A 16,155-nucleotide genomic window follows, 5' to 3' on the forward strand; every position below is an offset into this window, starting at 1 on the left:
AGCAACACCATCCGAACCTGATGGCCTTCATGGACCTTTCAAGGTCCGCGGTGTAGCATCCCGGCCGATGAAAGCCATTCTGAATCGCGATTTCCTCGCGCTGATCCTGAGCGTCGCGGTCGTCGGCCTCGGCACCGGCGCCACGCTGCCGCTCACCGCGCTCGCGCTGACCGAGGCCGGGCACGGCACCAACGTCGTCGGCATGCTGACCGCCGCGCAGGCCCTCGGCGGCCTCGCGATCGTCCCGTTCGTCACCGCGCTCGCACGCCACATCGGCTCGCGCCGCGCGATCGTCGTATCGGTCGTGCTGCTCGCGGCAGCCACGGCGCTGATGCAGTTCACGTCGAACCTGATCCTGTGGGGCGCGCTGCGCGTGCTGTGCGGCGCCGCGCTGATGCTGCTGTTCACGATCGGCGAGGCGTGGGTCAACCAGCTCGCCGACGATTCGACGCGCGGCCGCGTCGTCGCGATCTATGCGACCAATTTCACGCTGTTCCAGATGGCGGGGCCCGTGCTCGTGAGCCAGATCGCCGGTGCGACGAGCATCCGCTTCGCGCTGTGCGGCGCGCTGTTCCTGCTCGCGCTGCCGACGCTCGCGACGATCCGGCGCGCGCCGCTCGCCGGCGACGACGCGCATCACGAAGCGCACGGCCGCTGGCTCGACGTGCTGCCGCGCATGCCCGCGCTGATCATCGGCACCGGTTTCTTCGCCCTGTTCGATACGCTCGCGCTGTCGCTGCTGCCGCTCTACGCGATGGATCACGGCGTCGCGAGCGCCACGGCCGTGCTGCTCGCGTCGATCATGCTGTGCGGCGATACCGCGATGCAGTTTCCGATCGGCTGGCTCGCGGACAAGCTCGGCCGCGAACGCGTGCACCTCGGTGCGGGCTGGATCGTGCTGGCCGGCCTGCCGCTGCTGCCGCTCGTCATCGCGAACCCGTGGCTGTGCTGGCCGCTGCTGTTCGTGCTCGGCGCGGCGGCCGGCAGCATCTACACGCTGTCGCTCGTCGCGTGCGGCGAACGCTTCCGCGGCGCGGCGCTCGTCACCGCGAGTTCGCTCGTGTCGGCGTCGTGGAGCGCCGCGAGCTTCGGCGGCCCGCTGGTCGCCGGCGCGTTGATGGAGCAACTGGGCAGCAACGCGCTGGTCGGCGTGCTGGTCGTCTGTGTCGCCGCGTTCGTCGCGGCCGCGCTGTGGGAGCGCCGCGCCGCGTTGCAGCGCGCGGTCTGATATCGGTGCTGTCGATGTCGCAGACGCAAACGCAAACATTGACGCTCGCACTCGGCGCCCCACACGGACGCACACGCGCCGCCCCCGGCCTGCCAAACGAAAACGGCCCGCGCAATGCGGGCCGCCCTGTCCTTCCGGACGACTTGTTGCGTGTCGCGCCGCGCCCCGTCACGCGCTCCGCGCGGGCAGGATCTTGCCGGCACACGTGCCGAAGCCGACGCGATAGCCGTCGCCCTGGCACCATCCGGCGAGCGTGAGCTCGTCGCCGTCCTCGATGAACGCGCGACTGCCGCCGCCGTTCAGCGCAACCGGCTCCTTGCCGTTCCACGTCAGCTCGAGCAGGCTGCCGAACGAATCCTTCGTCGGCCCGCTGATCGTGCCCGAACCCATCAGGTCGCCCACGCGCGTGTTGCAGCCGGCCACCGTGTGATGCGCGAGCTGCTGCGCCATCGTCCAGTACATGTGCCTGAAATTCGTGCGGCAGATCGACGTCGCCTCCGCCGCCCCTTCCGCGCGCAGCGTCACTTCGAGCGCGATGTCGAACGCATGCTTGCCCGCATGCCGCAGATACGCGAGCGGCTGCGGCGACTGCTCGGGCTGCGCGACGCGGAACGGTTCGAGCGCATCGAGCGTGACGATCCACGGCGAGATCGTCGTCGCGAAGGTCTTCGCGTTGAACGGGCCGAGCGGCACGTATTCCCACTGCTGGATGTCGCGCGCGCTCCAGTCGTTCAGCAGCACCATCCCGAAGATATGTGCTTCCGCGTCCTCACACGCGATCGGCTCGCCGAGCGCATTGCCGCGGCCGACGATGAAGCCGGTCTCCAGTTCGATGTCGAGCTTGCGGCACGCGCCGAACACCGGACGCTCCTGGTCGGGCAGCTTCAGTTGCCCGTTCGGGCGCCGCACCGGCGTGCCGCTCACGACCACCGACGACGCACGTCCGTTATAGCCGATCGGCATCTCCGACCAGTTCGGCAGCAGCGCGTTCTTCGGATCGCGGAACATCGAACCGACGTTGGTCGCATGCTCCTTCGACGAATAGAAATCGGTGTAGCCGGGAATCTCGACCGGCAGATGCAGCGTCGCGTCGCGCTGCGCGACGAGCACCTGCGCGCGCAGCGCCGCATCGTCACGCAGCCGCGGGTTGTCGCGCGAGAACAGGTCCGACAGCTGCACGCGCACGCTGCGCCATGCGTCGCGGCCGAGCGCGATGAACGGATTGAGCGTCGGCGCGGCGAACACGTCGGTGCCGGCCGGCAGCGTCACGAGGCCCGTGCGTGCGAGCGCGGCGAGATCGACGATCCGGTCGCCGAGCGCGACGCCGGCGCGGCGCGCCGTCTGCTTCGCATCGCTGAAGATCCCGAACGGCAGGTTCTGGATCGGGAAATCGCAGGCGGGATCGTTCGCCGTCTCGACCCAGCTCTTGCGGGCCGGGTCGAGCGTCGCGCGCCAGTCTTGGGTATCGCTCATCTTTGCTCCGGATTGAAGTGTTTCCTGATGCCTTGCCAGCATTCGAAGTAGTCGGCCTGCAGCTGCGCGGTGTCGAGCGCGTAGCGCGTCGGCCGGATCAGCGTGCGGGTTTCGAACATGAACGCCATCGTCGCGTCGACCTTGTGCGGCTTGCTCGTATCGCTCGCGGACGCCTTCTCGAACGTGTCCGCGTCGGGCCCGTGGCCCGACATGCAGTTGTGCAGGCTCGCGCCGCCCGGCACGAAGCCTTCGGCCTTCGCGTCGTACGCGCCGTGCACGAGCCCCATGAACTCGCTCGCGACGTTGCGGTGGAACCAGGGCGGGCGGAACGTATCCTCGGCCGCGAGCCAGCGCGGCGGGAAGATCACGAAGTCGATCGTGTCGACGCCCGGCGTGTCGCTCTGCGACTGCAGCACCAGGAAGATCGACGGATCGGGATGGTCGTAGCTGATCGAGCCGATCGTGTTGAACAGGCGCAGGTCGTATTTGTACGGCGCGTAGTTGCCGTGCCACGCAACGACGTCGAGCGGCGAATGGCCGATGTCCGCGCGCCACAGCCGGCCGTTCAGCTTCGCGATCAGCTCGAACGCGCCTTCGCGGTCTTCGTAAGCGGCCTGCGGCGTCAGGAAGTCGCGCGGGTTCGCGAGACCGTTCGAGCCGATCGGGCCGAGGTCCGGCAGACGCAGCAGCGCGCCGAAGTTTTCGCAGATGTAGCCGCGCGCATTGCCGTCCGGCAGCGCGACGGAAAAACGCACGCCGCGCGGGATCACCGCGATCTCGAACGGCTCGACGTCGAGCCGGCCGAATTCCGTCGCGATGAACAGGCGCCCCTGCTGCGGCACGATCAGCAGTTCGCCGTCCGCGCTGTAGAAAAAGCGGTCCTGCATCGAGCGGTTCGCCGCGTACAGGTGGATCGCGCAACCGTTCATCGCGGCGGCCGACCCGTTGCCGGCCATCGTCACCAGCCCTTCGACGAAATCGGTCGGCTCGACCGGCATCGGCAGCGGGTCCCAGCGCAGCTGGTTCGGCGGCGTCGGCGGCACGTCGGCCGAGTCGCCGAATTCCGACACGAGCCGCTGCGGGCCCGCGTACGGCTCGAACGGCCGATGCACGGCCGCCGGGCGGATGCGGTACAGCCACGAGCGGCGGTTGTGGCCACGCGGCGCGGTAAACGCGGTGCCCGACAGTTGCTCCGCATACAGCCCGTACGGCGCGCGCTGCGGCGAGTTGCGGCCGTGCGGCAGCGCGCCGGGCAGTGCCTCGGTCGCGAATTCGTTCGCGAAACCGCTCAGGTAGCCGGCGTTTGCCGGTTTCGACAGGTCAAGCGTCATCGTTTCCTTTCTCCCTCAATTCGTGGCGGCGGTCGGCGCCTGCACGCCGTTGCGCCGCGTTACGCCCGCAAGCCCGAGGACGAACAGCGCCGAGCACAGCACGGGCACCGCGGCCGCGTGGAACAGCGCGCCGTTCGACCAGTTGAGCGCAATCAGTTGCCCGCCGACGAGCGGCCCGAGCACCGAGCCGATCCGGCCGATGCCGAGGCTCCAGCCGATGCCCGTCGAGCGCAGCGACGTCGGGTAATACTGGCCCGCGAGCGCGTTCACGGCCGGCTGCCCGCCGACCACGCAGAACCCGCCCGCGAACACGACCGCCAGCAGCCACGGCAGCGCATGCGCGACCGAGCCGATCAGCCCGACCGACACCGCGGCACATGCAAAGCAGGCGAACAGCACGCGCACGAAGCCGTAGCGTTCGATGAACCAGCCGAGCGACAGCGTGCCGATCACGCCGCCCGTCTGCAGCACCGTGCCGACGATCACGGCCGTACCCGGCGAATAACCGGCATCGCGCATCACCGTCGGCAGCCAGTTCGACAGGAAATACAGGTCGATCAGGTTCATGAAGCTGATCGCCCACAGCAGCAGCGTGACCGGCAGGCGGCCATGGCTGAACAGCTCGGCGACCGGCGCGCCGGTCGCGGCCCGCTCGCGCACGACGAGCCGCATGTTCGCATCGATGCCGGCCTGCGGCGCGAAACCCGCGAGCCAGTCGCGCGCCTGCGCGACGCGCCCTTTCAGCACCAGGAACTGCAGCGATTCGGGCAGCCGCGCGACCATCGCGATCGTGAGCACGAGCGGCACCGCGCCGCCGACGAAGAACACCGAGCGCCAGCCGAGCGCCGGAATCAGCGCGGCGCTGATGAAGCCGCCGAGCGCCGCGCCGAGCGTGAAGCCGCACGACACGATCATCATCCGCTTCACGCGATGCGCGGCCGGGCTGAACTCGCCGACCAGCGCCATCGCGTTCGGCATGATGCAACCGAGGCCGAGGCCCGTGACGAAGCGCAGCGCCATCAGCACCGGGATCGAACCCGCGAACGGCGTCGCGAGCATCGTCACCGCGAAGAACAGCGTCGAGCCGATCAGCACCGGGCGCCGCCCGATCCGGTCGGCCAGCACCGACAGCCCGAGCGCGCCGAGCAGCATCCCGAACAGGCTTGCGCTGAACACCGGCCCGAGCGCCTGTTTCGGCACGCCCCATTCGGCAATCACGCTCGGGGCGACGTAGCCCATCGCCTGCGCATCGAACCCGTCGATCACGAGGCACAGCCCGCACAGCACGAGCAGCATCCAGTGAAAGCCCGGGCGATGGGTTTCGTCGATCACGTGCTCGACTTCGAGCACGCGTGCGTCGGCCGGCGCCGCGCTCATTGCGCGACCTCGGCGGCCGGATGCACGGGCGGCGTCACGCCCTGGCGCGCGAGCGCCATCGCTTCGCGCAGCACGTCGGCGTCGCCGATCTGGTTCGCGAGCAGCAGGATCAGCTTCGCGTTGACGAGCTGGCTGTCGGCGTCGGACAGGTCGCGATGCATGTCGATCAGCGCTTCGTAGAACGCGTCCGGGTCGGCCAGGCGCGGGCGGGTGTCGAGTGAGGGCATGACGGAGTCTCCGGTGTCTTTATCGTATTCAGCGTGCGCAGGTCGCGCGCGCCAGTGCGTCGGCAAGCGCCTGACGCTCGAGCGTGCGCATGCGGGCGCAGACATGCTGGTCGGGGCGCAGCAGGTAGAACGTGCCGGGCTTCGCGTCGTAGCGTTGCGCGGCGAAACCGTCGACGTCCTCCACGACGTCGACACCCGCGACCGGCTGCGCGTGCCCGGCCGGCACAACGAGCACGGGCCGCACCGGCAGCACGAGGCCGTCGAGCGCCTGCGCGAGCGCGCCCGCATCGCCCGGCAGCCCGAACAGCACGCCGGTGAAGCCGCTGCCCAGATGCTGCAGCAGCCAGCCCGACGCGCCCTGCGCACGCACCGGCGCATCGGCTGCCGCCGCGCCCGGGCGCATCGCGCCCGCGAATGCGTCGCCATTGCGGTCCGGCGTGTTCAGCGGCGAATCGGCCAGCACCGCCGGCACCGACAGGCGGCCGCTGTTCACGAGCTTGCGCGCGAACTCGCAGTCGCGCGCGAGCTTCAGCGTCGCGTCGCGGAATACGCGCGACACCGGGCTTTTCGGCGTGATGAAGTCCGTCGAGCGCGTCGAGTTGCGGATGTTCTCGTCGGCCGCGAACTCGCGCTCGCTCGCATACGTATCGAGCAGGCTGTCGGCCGAACGGCCGTCGAGCACGAGTTTCAGCTTCCAGGCGAGGTTGTCGGCGTCCTGCACGCCGCTGTTCGCGCCGCGCGCGCCGAACGGCGACACGCCGTGCGCGGAGTCGCCCGCGAACAGCACGCGGCCGTGGCGGAACGTATCCATCCGCTGGCAGCGGAACGTATAGACGCTCACCCATTCGAGCTCGAACTCGACGTCCGGTCCGAGCAGCGCGCGCACGCGCGGGATCACGCGCTCCGGCTGCTTCTCGGCGACCGGATCGGCATCCCAGCCGAGCTGGAAGTCGATGCGCCACACGTTGTCGGGCTGGCGATGCAGCAGCACCGACTGATTGGGGTGGAACGGCGGGTCGAACCAGAACCAGCGCTCGGTCGGAAACTCCGCCTTCATCTTCACGTCGGCGATCAGGAAGCGGTCCTTGAACGTGCGGCCGTGGCTTTCGAGGCCCATCATCGTGCGCATCGGGCTGCGCGAGCCGTCGGCCGCGATCACGTACTGCGCGCGCAGCGTCGCGGTGCCTTCCGGCGTCTCGATCGTCAGCACCGCGTGTTCGGCCGCCTGCTCGATGCCCGTCACCTTGTGCTTCCAGCGGATATCGATGTTCGGCAGCTCGAACGCGCGGTCGGCCAGATAACCTTCGACGTAGTACTGCTGCAGATTGATGAACGCGGGGCGCGCATGCCCTTCCTCGGGCAGCAGGTCGAATGCGTACAGCTGCTCGTCCTGCAGGAACACCTTGCCGACGTGCCAGCTGACGCCCTTGTCGACGAAGCGCTCGCCGCAGCCGAGCCGGTCGAAGATCTCGAGCGTGCGCTTCGCGAAGCAGATCGCGCGCGAGCCGGTGGACAGCGTGTCGTCGTCGTCGAGCAGCACGACGGGCACGCCCTGCTGCGCGAGGTCGATCGCCGCCGCGAGACCCACCGGGCCCGCGCCGACGACGATCACCGGGTGAACGGTTGCGTCCTGCGCACGCGGACGGTATTCGAACTTCAGCGTCTGGTAATCGATGCTCATGGTCGCCGTCCGCCCCTCAACCCTGCCGGGCGGGCGCCGGCTCGCCCGTCATCCCGCCCGTCATCCCGCCCGTCATCCCGCCCGTCGCCTGCCGGCGCGCCGCGCCGCCGTCCCGCGTGCCATTCCTGTCAACCGCCACGTCTCGCTCCTTGCTTCCTGTTGATTCGCGAACGGCGCCGTTTCGCGGCGCCCGCCTGCCGCATTTCTTGATCGGCGACAAATTCTGGATTTACGAATAGTAAAACCAATTACGAATAGTGAAATCAACGTAAACCCTAGGCGAAGGCTCGGAGACGGGATAACCATATAAGTGAAACGCCGAGCCGACCTTGGCCGGCACTGCTAATATCAAGCTACGAGGCGGCCCGTTCGGCCGCCGTTTTTCCTTCTTACGCCGATGATTCCGCCCACCATTCCCGAGCTGGTCGCCCGTGCCGGGCAACTGCCGTACCTGCGGGATCACCTCGCGCTCGCCGATGGCGGCACCGCAAGCGCGAACCTGCCCGAGCGCACGCTCGGCAGCGCCTACGAACCGATCTACGACGTGACGATGCCGGGCGCGCCGCAATCGACGTCGTTCGCCGACGCCATCGAGCGCTATGGCGACGAGCTCGGCTTCCAGGCCGTGACGGTCGTCACGGGCGCGCCGCACGATCCGGTCGACTCGGCCGTCGACGACCAGACGCTCGTGGCGATCGACCGCCTGTCGCGCGCGCTGCACGCGATCAATTTCTTCGGCGCCCAGCGCCACGGGCTGTTGTTCCTGCGCGTGCACGAACGCCTGCTGAAAAGCGTGAAGTACGACCACGGCAAGCATTTCTCGTCGGTGCTGCAGCGCTTCGGGCTGCCGACCGAGCGGATCGTGATCGAGCTGCCGGCGGTCGCGGTCGCGCACAAGACCTTCCTCGGCTACCTGACACGCAGCTACCAGCATCACGGCTTCAAGGTGGCGGACAAGCTGCCCGACCCGGGCCGCATCCTCGCGGTCGAATCGGACATGGCGCGCCCCGACTACATCAAGATGGATGCGGGCATCGCGTTGCGCGACGGGATGGTCAAGGCGCTCGTCGCGTATGCGCAGCGCGTGCGGATTCCGCTGATCTTCGACGGCGTCGTCGACGAAACGCAGTGCGAGCTGCTGCGCCAGCACGACGTGCGGTTCATGCAGGGGCCGGTGTTCGCGAAGGTCGTGACGGCCTGAACGGATGAGGTAGCCGGCGCACGCGGGGAGCGGCGCGCCGGATGCGCGGCGAGGGTGTGGCGCCGCTTGAAGAAGGATGAAGCGATCGGGTGGCCGGGCGTGACCCGCGGCTCGACGCCTGCCCGTCAGGGCAGACGGTTACCGCCTACGCGCTTCCGCCATCGTCGTACTTGGGCAGATCGTCGTCGATCTCGATGCCCGGGAAACGATCCCCATACCAGACGTGCCAGGCCGGCCGTAGCCGCGACGGCTCATCGAGCGTGGCGTAATTGATCTCGACCGTTTTCGGCGCGTCGATCAGCCGGTATTCGAGCTGCGCGCCGCAACGGCCGCAGAAGCGCCGCTCGCCCCACGCACTCGACGCGTAGACGGTCGGTTCGCCCTGCAGGTATTCGAACGCGTCGATCGGCACCGATGCCGATGCGACGACCGCCGCACCGGTCGTGCGCTGGCAGAGCCGGCAGTGGCAGAAGCCGGCGTCGGTCGGGACCTGGGCGATACGGTAGCGGATCGCGCCGCACGCGCATCCGCCTTCCATGGATTCCGGGTGAGACATCGCAGACCTCGTCGTCGGGAAGCTGGCGATCGATGATGAGCGCGGTTCGAGCGCGGCACAAGAGACGGCGGCAGCCGCCGCCCGCCGTCACCATCCCCCTCACCTTCACCGGCGACGACGCGGTTGCGGTGCGAGGGCAACGCGCACCGCGTTTCTCAGGCCGTCTGCCCGAGCCGTTGCGCGAGCGCCTTCAGCTTCGGCCCGACCTGCGTACGAAACACCTCCTCGTCCATCGACGATGCGGGGCCGCTGCAGCTCAGGATCAGCCAGCGCCCCTCGCGCGGCTCGCGAAACGGCACGGCCGCCGCGTTGACGTCCATGTGCCACGCCCGGAACGAATAACAGCAGCCGCCCGCCGAGAACTCGGCCACCGCGTGCTGCGCGGCGGCGACGAGCGCATCGGCGTCGGCCGCACCGCCGGCCGCGCGGTGCAGCTCCGCATAGAGCGCGCGGCGCACGTCCTCCGGCTGCACGGCCAGGTACGCGCGCCCCATCGAGCTCGTCAGCATCGACAGCCGCGAACCGGGTGCGAGCCCGAGCGTCAGCGCGGTCTCGCTGCGGATCGTCTCCAGATAGATCATGTCGAGCCCGTCGCGGCAGCCGAGCGACACGGCCGCGCCGATGTCGCGCGCGAGCGCCTGCATGTGCGGCCGCGCGAGGTCGAGCGTCCCCGAGCCGGACAGCAGCGCGTAGCCGAGCGACAGCACGCCGGCGTCGAGCGCATACTTTCCGAGCGTCTCGTCGTAGCGCAGGTAGCCGAGCACGGTCAGCGTATAGGCGAGCCGGTTCACGGTCGCCTTCGGCAGCCCGGTGCGCTCCGCGAAGTCGCGGTTGCCGAGCATCGTCTCGCCGGGCCGGAATGCGCGCAGCAGGTCGAGCCCGCGCGCGAGCGCGACGACGAACTTGCGCTCGTCAATCGTGGTTTCGTCGATGGTTGAAAGTGTCATCTGGTGCTACACTGGGTTCGATTTGCAAAACATTGTTCCGCACAGCGGAACTCCAGTCAAGCGAACTTTTGGCATGGGGCCCGGCTGGAAGACCGAACCGACCGCTAAGCATGGGGCCAGAGTAAGCGCTGAAGCGCCAACTCTGCCCGACAGGAGATGAGACGATGAGTGCTGCAACTTTTCATTGGGACGATCCGCTGCTGCTCGACCAGCAACTGACCGAAGAAGAGCGGATGGTGCGCGACGCGGCGCAGGCGTATGCGCAGGACAAGCTCGCCCCGCGCGTCACCGAGGCGTTCCGCCACGAGCGCACCGACGCCGAAATCTTCCGCGAGATGGGCGAAGTCGGCCTGCTCGGCCCGACGATTCCCGAGGAATACGGCGGCCCCGGCCTCAATTACGTGAGCTACGGACTGATCGCGCGCGAAGTCGAACGCGTCGATTCGGGCTACCGGTCCATGATGTCCGTCCAGTCGTCGCTCGTGATGGTGCCGATTTACGAATTCGGCTCCGACGCGCAGAAGCAGAAATACCTGCCGAAACTCGCGACCGGTGAATGGATCGGCTGCTTCGGGCTGACCGAGCCGAACCATGGCTCCGACCCGGGCAGCATGGTCACCCGCGCGAAGAAGGTGCCCGGCGGCTACTCGCTGTCCGGCGCGAAGATGTGGATCACGAACTCGCCGATCGCCGACGTGTTCGTCGTGTGGGCGAAGCTCGAGGAGAACGGCAAGGACGCGATCCGCGGCTTCATCCTCGAGAAGGGCTGGAAGGGCCTGTCGGCGCCCGCGATCCACGGCAAGGTCGGGCTGCGCGCATCGATCACCGGCGAGATCGTCCTCGACGAGGTGTTCGTACCGGAAGAGAACCTGATGCCGAACGTGAGCGGCCTGCGCGGCCCGTTCACGTGCCTGAACTCGGCCCGCTACGGGATCGCGTGGGGCGCGCTGGGCGCCGCCGAATCGTGCTGGCACACCGCGCGCCAGTACGTGCTCGACCGCCAGCAGTTCGGCCGGCCGCTCGCCGCGAACCAGCTGATCCAGAAGAAGCTCGCGGACATGCAGACCGAAATCACGCTCGGCCTGCAAGGCGTGCTGCGCCTCGGCCGGATGAAGGACGAAGGCACGGCGGCCGTCGAGATCACGTCGATCATGAAGCGCAACTCGTGCGGCAAGGCGCTCGACATCGCCCGGCTCGCGCGCGACATGCTCGGCGGCAACGGCATCTCCGACGAATTCGGCGTCGCGCGCCACCTCGTGAACCTCGAAGTGGTCAACACGTACGAAGGCACGCACGACATCCACGCGCTGATCCTCGGCCGTGCGCAGACGGGCATCCAGGCGTTCTTCTGATCGTCCGGCTGCGGCCCGCCCGGCAGCCATGCCGCGCCGCGCATGCATAAAAGACACGGCCCGCCCGGCATCACTGCCGGGCGGGCCGTTTTTCATCGGAAACGCACTCCGGGCCGGCGGCCCGGTACGCGTTCACGTGCCGCAGATGCTTACTTGTTCGGCTGCGGCGTGAGGCGCAGATACGGACGCACTGCTTTGAAGCCCTTCGGGAAGCGCTTCTTCAGCTCTTCCGGATCCTGCAGCGACGGCACGATCACGACGTCGTCGCCATCCTTCCAGTTGCCGGGCGTCGCGACCTTGTAGTTGTCGGTCAGTTGCAGCGAGTCGATCACGCGCAGCACTTCGTCGAAGTTGCGCCCCGTGCTGGCCGGATACGTGATGATGAGCCGCACCTTCTTGTTCGGGTCGATCACGAACAGCGAACGCACCGTCAGCGTTTCGTTCGCGTTCGGGTGGATCATGTCGTACAGCTGCGAAACCTTGCGGTCCGCATCGGCGATGATCGGGAAGCCGACGACCGTCGACTGCGTTTCGTTGATGTCGTTGATCCAGCCCTTGTGCGATTCGACACCGTCGACCGACAGCGCGATCACCTTCACGTTGCGCTTCTCGAATTCGCCCTTCAGCTTCGAGGTCAGCCCGAGTTCGGTCGTGCATACCGGCGTGTAGTCGGCCGGATGGGAGAACAGGACACCCCAGCCGTCACCCAGCCACTCGTGAAACTTGATCGGGCCCAGGCTCGATTCCTGCTCGAAATCCGGTGCGATGTCGCCAAGACGCAGACTCATGATGTTCCCTCCTCGAACGATGCTGGTTGAAACCGCGCCCGGGTCGGCGCGGGAAAGTGTGTCAGCTTACGGGAAGCAATGGGGCATGCGAACGATTATTCCGTTTGATATTCATACTTTTTTGTCATTTTTGCCCGGTGTCGGTGCAGCGCGGGCAGCCCTGCGGGAAACTTTTCACCCCGTTTGCCGCTCTGTTGATCATTACAAGTCGTTTACCATGCGGTCTTGCGCTGCCGTCGTGTGTCTTCCCGGCTCGCCAGCAGGCAGGCGTTTCGCTACGATGTGAACCTGCAGCATGACAGCATGAAGGGAGTTGCAATGTCGGAAATCAACAAGGAGAAACTGATGTCGGATATCAAAACCGTTCTCTCGGACGCCGAAGACCTGCTCAAGCAAGCTGCGAGCAGCACGGGCGACCGTGCGGCCGAGCTGCGCGAGAAAGCCATGTCGCGCCTGAAGCAGGCCAAGGAAAAGGCAGCCGACGTCCAGGTCGTCGTGGTCGAGAAAGGTAAGAAGGCCGCACGCGCGACCGACGATTACGTGCACGAGCATCCGTGGACGTCGATCGGCGTCGCCGCCGGCGTTGGCGTGCTGATCGGCCTGCTGATCAACCGCAAGTAACGCGCCCTGCGTCGTTCCGTCCCGCGGGCCGCTTCACGCGGCCTGCGGGCGTCGAAGCCAGCCGGCGGTTTCCGCCGGCCGGCTTTGTCCTAGCTGCACACTGCACGCGCACGCACCTCACCCATGACGACAGACACCACCTCGCAGCCGTCCGGCCAAGGACCGCTGCGCCGCCTCGTCGGCTCCGCGATCGGGCTTTTGCAAACGCGCCTCGAACTGGTGGGCATCGAGCTTGCCGAGGAGAAGGAGCGCCTGATGGGCGTGCTGTTCCTCGGGCTCGCCGCGATGATGCTCGCGACGATGGCACTCATCAGCCTGACCGTACTCGTCGCGATCGCGTTCTGGGATACCTACCGCTGGCAGTCGCTCGCGGCGATCACCGCGCTCTATGCCGCAGGCGGGATCACGTGCGCACTGAAAGCCCGTTCGGGCCTGCGCGACGCGCCGACCGTATTCGAGGCGACGCTCGCCGAACTCGAGAAAGACCGCGAACTGTTCCGCGGCAAGCCGTGAACGCAGTCGCGCTCACCCCTCCCACCTACTTCGCCGACGCGCCATGAGCCAGAACGTCACGGGCAATTCCCCCCGCTCCCATTCGTCGCGATCGAACTGGAGCGCGTCGCAGCATCGCGCGCTCCGCAAGGAACTGCTGATCCTGCGATCCGAAGTCGAGCGGCTCGAACTCGCGGAAGCCGCCGGCGAAATGCGCCAGGCCGTCACGCGCTTCAGCTGGCTCAAGGTGTTCATCCCCGGCCTGTCCAGCAACAAGTTCAGCCAGTCCGCCAAGAACCTGAACGCGAGCCTCGGCCAGCTCGTCAACCAGTATCCGATGCTGAGTTCGCTCGCATCGCTCGTGCTCGCCAAACCCGTTCGCTCGCTGCTGCGCGCGAGCGCGGGGCCCGCGCTGAAGTGGGGCACCCTCGGTTTCGCTGCATGGGAGGTCTACCGGATCTGGAAGGCGTCCCGCGACGAGCGCGGGCTCGACGCGCACGACGACTGATCGTCGCCATCCCGCGCGCCCGGCCATCCGCCGTGGCGCGCCTTTCATTCGAACTCAACGCACACCCCAGCACGCGGCGACCTGTTCGTCGACGGCATCACTTCGGACGTTGCCTTTCGTCCCGTCCGAGCGCAGCGTGAATGCGCCGCATGCATCGCCGTGCATCGGGCCGGTGTCGAGCGGAATGGCTTCCAGCTCATAGCTCACGGGCGAATCGTCGCTGTCCGGCCGCCGGAGCGCCAGACGATAGACCGCGCGCCCGTCCGGCGGCGCTTGCACGAGCGCCGTGGGCAATGCCGAAGGCGGCCCCCCCTCCAGTGTTTCGAGATATTGGGCCGCCCGGTACAGCGCGGCGACTGCCGATGCGCGATGAGCGCGCGCCACATGCTCGCGATACGACGGGATGCCCCATCCGGCCAGCACCGCGACGATCGCGAGCACGATCAGCGTGAATCCCGCCGAGCGTTGCATGGATGGGCGACCGCTCATCGAAGCACCGTCGCGACGTGACGCCAGCGCAAGGCGACGATGTATCCGTCGCGGATCGCGACCTGATGCTGCAGCCAGACGGCGCTCGATGCATGCGCACCGACACCGCGCGCGGTGACCACGTACGCAAGGGCATCGGGCGGCCCGGCCCCACGCCACGCTTCGATCAGGCATCGCGGCGGTTGCACGACCGCCGGCCATCCTGCGAACGGCGCGAACGCTTCGGCCGCCGCCAGCGCCGGCGTGCGCCGCCACGCGTCGGGCTCCGCGTGCGACTCGCCTTCGCTTACGTAGGGCGCCGAGCCCCGGCGCAATCGCGCGGTGCACGCGGCAAGCGCGGCATCGGCCGCGTGAAATGCGACCAGCCGATCGGACAACGCGCGCGTGCGGCGCGATTCCGTCAGTGCAGCTTCGAACCACGTGCCTGTCAGCGCCGCAACCGCCGCGCCGACCGCGATCACCGCGGGCAATGCAAGGCCCGCTTCGCGACGCCGATCGCGGATGGTTGACCGCAAGCGCATGTGCAGCGCTCGCCGTCTCGACGCCAGGGCCTCCGCACCCGCAGCCCGCCGCAGGCCTTCGCCACTTGTCGCGACACGCTCGTGCGGGTTGCCTGCCGCGACGCATGCCGACCGCTGCGGCACGTGCCGCCCCGCTCCGTTCATCGCAGCACCTCGCGGTCATCCGTTGCATCGCGCGGCGTATCGTCAAATGTGCCCGCGACATTCCTCAATGCGACGATGCGATCGAGCGTCATGCGCGCGCGGCCGTCTTGTGCAACGACGGTGCGGCCATCGCAGTCGATGTGCCGCGCCGGCTCGCCCGACGGTTCACCGCGCGCCCGCACGCAGACATGCACGGCCACGACCTCGTGCCAGTCGTCGACGCGCATGGCATCGGCATCGACGAACTGCGTGCCGTCGCGACGAAGATAGCGCACCCGCAACTGATCGATTCCCGACACGACCGGCTGTGGTGTGCCCGGACGGCCGTTTCCTTCGCAATACAGTTCGGGCTCGCCCGTCGACGGACTAACGTGCACATCGAAGCGGTTCTCCACCGGCGCACGTTCGCCGGCCCCGCCGATACCCTGCCCGAGGCAATCCGGCACCTGGCCGCTAACGGTGGGCCACGTCGACACGGCGTCGCCGACATACCGGATCAGCAGCGCATCCGATGCAGCGCGCACGGGCTCGCACCGTACTTGCGCGCCACTTCCCCTCACACGCGCCATCGAACAGCCGAACACCGGCGGCAACGACGACACGCCCCCTGCATCGAGCGGCCGGAATCCTGCCATCTGGATCTGCTGGCCGATCAGCATCAGTGCGGTGCCGGCCGCATCGCGCATCCGGAACCCGTCGTCCGCACGCCGCTGGGCGATGCGCTGCGCGTGGAGCAGCGCAACGGCCGCCGCGAGCACGAGCAGACCGACCGTCATCGCAATCAATACTTCAAGCAGCGTATGCGCACGCATGCGGCGATCAGCGTTCATCGGCGTCAGTCTCCCGATACGGAATCCGGACGCAAGAAGGCGGCTGCGCCGGCCTGCCCGTCGCATCGCATCGCGGCCCGGTAGCCGAATGACCGCCGCGCCAGCCGACAACCGCGTAGCTGACGCCACCCGGCCCATCGCCACGCATCATCGCGCCGCCGGGTAGCGACGCCGCGGCCCGCGCCGCGAGGCCATCGTCAGCCTGCGCGGCTACGTGCAAGCGCTCGATACGCGCATCAGCCAGCCACAGCGCGCGCTCACGCCAGATCGTCGCGCGCTGCGCACGCGCCATCGCAAGCTGGCTGCCCGCCACGGCCAGCATTACGGCCGCGAGGAGCGCGACGGCCAGCATCGCTTCGAGCAACGACGTGCCGCGCATTGCGTTGCGC

Annotated in this window: 19 protein-coding genes; 6 read left to right on the forward strand and 13 right to left on the reverse strand. The window is 68.1% G+C overall.

From position 1 onward, the window contains the following. Positions 1-67 precede the first annotated feature (67 nt). On the forward strand, positions 68-1,228 hold the full coding sequence (locus tag DPV74_RS02445) for an MFS transporter (protein ID WP_060359560.1): 1,161 nt from the start codon (positions 68-70) through the stop codon (positions 1,226-1,228). 168 nt (positions 1,229-1,396) lie between these two features. Here DPV74_RS02445 and fahA read toward each other — a convergent pair whose 3' ends face one another. The 6 genes from fahA to DPV74_RS02475 are packed head-to-tail and all read right to left on the reverse strand — an operon-like array spanning position 1,397 to position 7,456. Continuing rightward, on the reverse strand, positions 1,397-2,701 hold the full coding sequence (gene fahA / locus DPV74_RS02450; protein ID WP_119336433.1) for a fumarylacetoacetase: 1,305 nt from the start codon (positions 2,699-2,701) through the stop codon (positions 1,397-1,399). Continuing rightward, positions 2,698-4,032, reverse strand: coding sequence for a homogentisate 1,2-dioxygenase (gene hmgA, locus DPV74_RS02455; protein WP_059698909.1), 1,335 nt, complete (start codon positions 4,030-4,032; stop codon positions 2,698-2,700). Before hmgA ends, fahA begins: the two co-directional genes overlap by 4 nt. Before the next feature lie 15 nt (positions 4,033-4,047). Next, positions 4,048-5,409 carry an MFS transporter gene (locus DPV74_RS02460; RefSeq protein ID WP_119336434.1) on the reverse strand — a complete coding sequence of 454 codons (1,362 nt, stop codon included), beginning with the start codon at positions 5,407-5,409 and terminating at the stop codon, positions 4,048-4,050. Then, complete coding sequence (locus DPV74_RS02465) at positions 5,406-5,636, reverse strand: DUF2783 domain-containing protein (RefSeq protein WP_021157152.1); 231 nt, start codon at positions 5,634-5,636, stop codon at positions 5,406-5,408. The genes DPV74_RS02460 and DPV74_RS02465 overlap by 4 nt, the downstream gene beginning before the upstream one ends. A gap of 28 nt (positions 5,637-5,664) precedes the next feature. Further along, positions 5,665-7,317 carry an FAD-dependent oxidoreductase gene (locus DPV74_RS02470; protein WP_119336435.1) on the reverse strand — a complete coding sequence of 551 codons (1,653 nt, stop codon included), beginning with the start codon at positions 7,315-7,317 and terminating at the stop codon, positions 5,665-5,667. Between the two features lie 16 nt (positions 7,318-7,333). Continuing rightward, positions 7,334-7,456 carry a hypothetical protein gene (locus tag DPV74_RS02475; protein WP_257942895.1) on the reverse strand — a complete coding sequence of 41 codons (123 nt, stop codon included), beginning with the start codon at positions 7,454-7,456 and terminating at the stop codon, positions 7,334-7,336. A 258-nt stretch (positions 7,457-7,714) separates the two neighbouring features. Between DPV74_RS02475 and DPV74_RS02480 the strand changes: the two genes are divergently transcribed. Beyond that, positions 7,715-8,518 (forward strand): EAL domain-containing protein, encoded by an 804-nt coding sequence (locus DPV74_RS02480; protein WP_027788254.1) that lies wholly within the window; start codon positions 7,715-7,717, stop codon positions 8,516-8,518. 145 nt (positions 8,519-8,663) lie between these two features. Here DPV74_RS02480 and DPV74_RS02485 read toward each other — a convergent pair whose 3' ends face one another. Together DPV74_RS02485 and DPV74_RS02490 are read right to left on the reverse strand one after the other, a co-directional pair. Beyond that, positions 8,664-9,074, reverse strand: a complete 411-nt coding sequence (locus DPV74_RS02485) for a GFA family protein (protein ID WP_027788255.1) — start codon at positions 9,072-9,074, stop codon at positions 8,664-8,666. 155 nt (positions 9,075-9,229) lie between these two features. Continuing rightward, a complete protein-coding gene (locus tag DPV74_RS02490; RefSeq protein WP_027788256.1) occupies positions 9,230-10,021 on the reverse strand; it encodes an IclR family transcriptional regulator in 792 nt (263 codons plus the stop codon). Positions 10,022-10,185: 164 nt separating this feature from the next. Here DPV74_RS02490 and DPV74_RS02495 point away from each other — a divergent pair, with 164 nt between their 5' ends. After that, positions 10,186-11,373 carry an acyl-CoA dehydrogenase gene (locus DPV74_RS02495; RefSeq protein ID WP_021157157.1) on the forward strand — a complete coding sequence of 396 codons (1,188 nt, stop codon included), beginning with the start codon at positions 10,186-10,188 and terminating at the stop codon, positions 11,371-11,373. 149 nt (positions 11,374-11,522) lie between these two features. On the opposite strand, the gene DPV74_RS02500 is transcribed toward DPV74_RS02495, so the two are convergent. Further along, positions 11,523-12,161 carry a peroxiredoxin gene (locus DPV74_RS02500; protein ID WP_021157158.1) on the reverse strand — a complete coding sequence of 213 codons (639 nt, stop codon included), beginning with the start codon at positions 12,159-12,161 and terminating at the stop codon, positions 11,523-11,525. A gap of 318 nt (positions 12,162-12,479) precedes the next feature. Between DPV74_RS02500 and DPV74_RS02505 the strand changes: the two genes are divergently transcribed. The 3 genes from DPV74_RS02505 (at position 12,480) to DPV74_RS02515 (ending at position 13,782) form a co-directional block, all read left to right on the forward strand. Then, complete coding sequence (locus tag DPV74_RS02505; protein ID WP_006494044.1) at positions 12,480-12,782, forward strand: YqjD family protein; 303 nt, start codon at positions 12,480-12,482, stop codon at positions 12,780-12,782. Between the two features lie 123 nt (positions 12,783-12,905). After that, positions 12,906-13,295, forward strand: coding sequence for a phage holin family protein (locus DPV74_RS02510; protein WP_060084030.1), 390 nt, complete (start codon positions 12,906-12,908; stop codon positions 13,293-13,295). Positions 13,296-13,338: 43 nt separating this feature from the next. Continuing rightward, positions 13,339-13,782, forward strand: a complete 444-nt coding sequence (locus DPV74_RS02515) for a DUF3318 domain-containing protein (RefSeq protein WP_027788257.1) — start codon at positions 13,339-13,341, stop codon at positions 13,780-13,782. 54 nt (positions 13,783-13,836) lie between these two features. Here the strand turns inward: DPV74_RS02515 and DPV74_RS02520 are convergent, their stop codons facing one another. The 4 genes from DPV74_RS02520 to DPV74_RS02535 all read right to left on the reverse strand — a co-directional run bounded on the left by DPV74_RS02520 (position 13,837) and on the right by DPV74_RS02535 (position 16,145). Continuing rightward, on the reverse strand, positions 13,837-14,271 hold the full coding sequence (locus tag DPV74_RS02520) for a type IV pilin protein (RefSeq protein WP_119336436.1): 435 nt from the start codon (positions 14,269-14,271) through the stop codon (positions 13,837-13,839). Beyond that, positions 14,268-14,792: a hypothetical protein gene (locus DPV74_RS02525; protein ID WP_205571878.1), complete on the reverse strand. Its 525-nt coding sequence runs from the start codon at positions 14,790-14,792 to the stop codon at positions 14,268-14,270. The genes DPV74_RS02520 and DPV74_RS02525 overlap by 4 nt, the downstream gene beginning before the upstream one ends. Before the next feature lie 140 nt (positions 14,793-14,932). Further along, positions 14,933-15,766: a PilW family protein gene (locus DPV74_RS02530; protein WP_119336437.1), complete on the reverse strand. Its 834-nt coding sequence runs from the start codon at positions 15,764-15,766 to the stop codon at positions 14,933-14,935. Beyond that, on the reverse strand, positions 15,756-16,145 hold the full coding sequence (locus DPV74_RS02535) for a hypothetical protein (RefSeq protein WP_204356095.1): 390 nt from the start codon (positions 16,143-16,145) through the stop codon (positions 15,756-15,758). Before DPV74_RS02535 ends, DPV74_RS02530 begins: the two co-directional genes overlap by 11 nt. Positions 16,146-16,155 lie beyond the last annotated feature (10 nt).

The organism is Burkholderia sp. HAN2018 (genome assembly GCF_024704855.1).
Classification (GTDB): Bacteria; Pseudomonadota; Gammaproteobacteria; order Burkholderiales; family Burkholderiaceae; genus Burkholderia; species Burkholderia cepacia.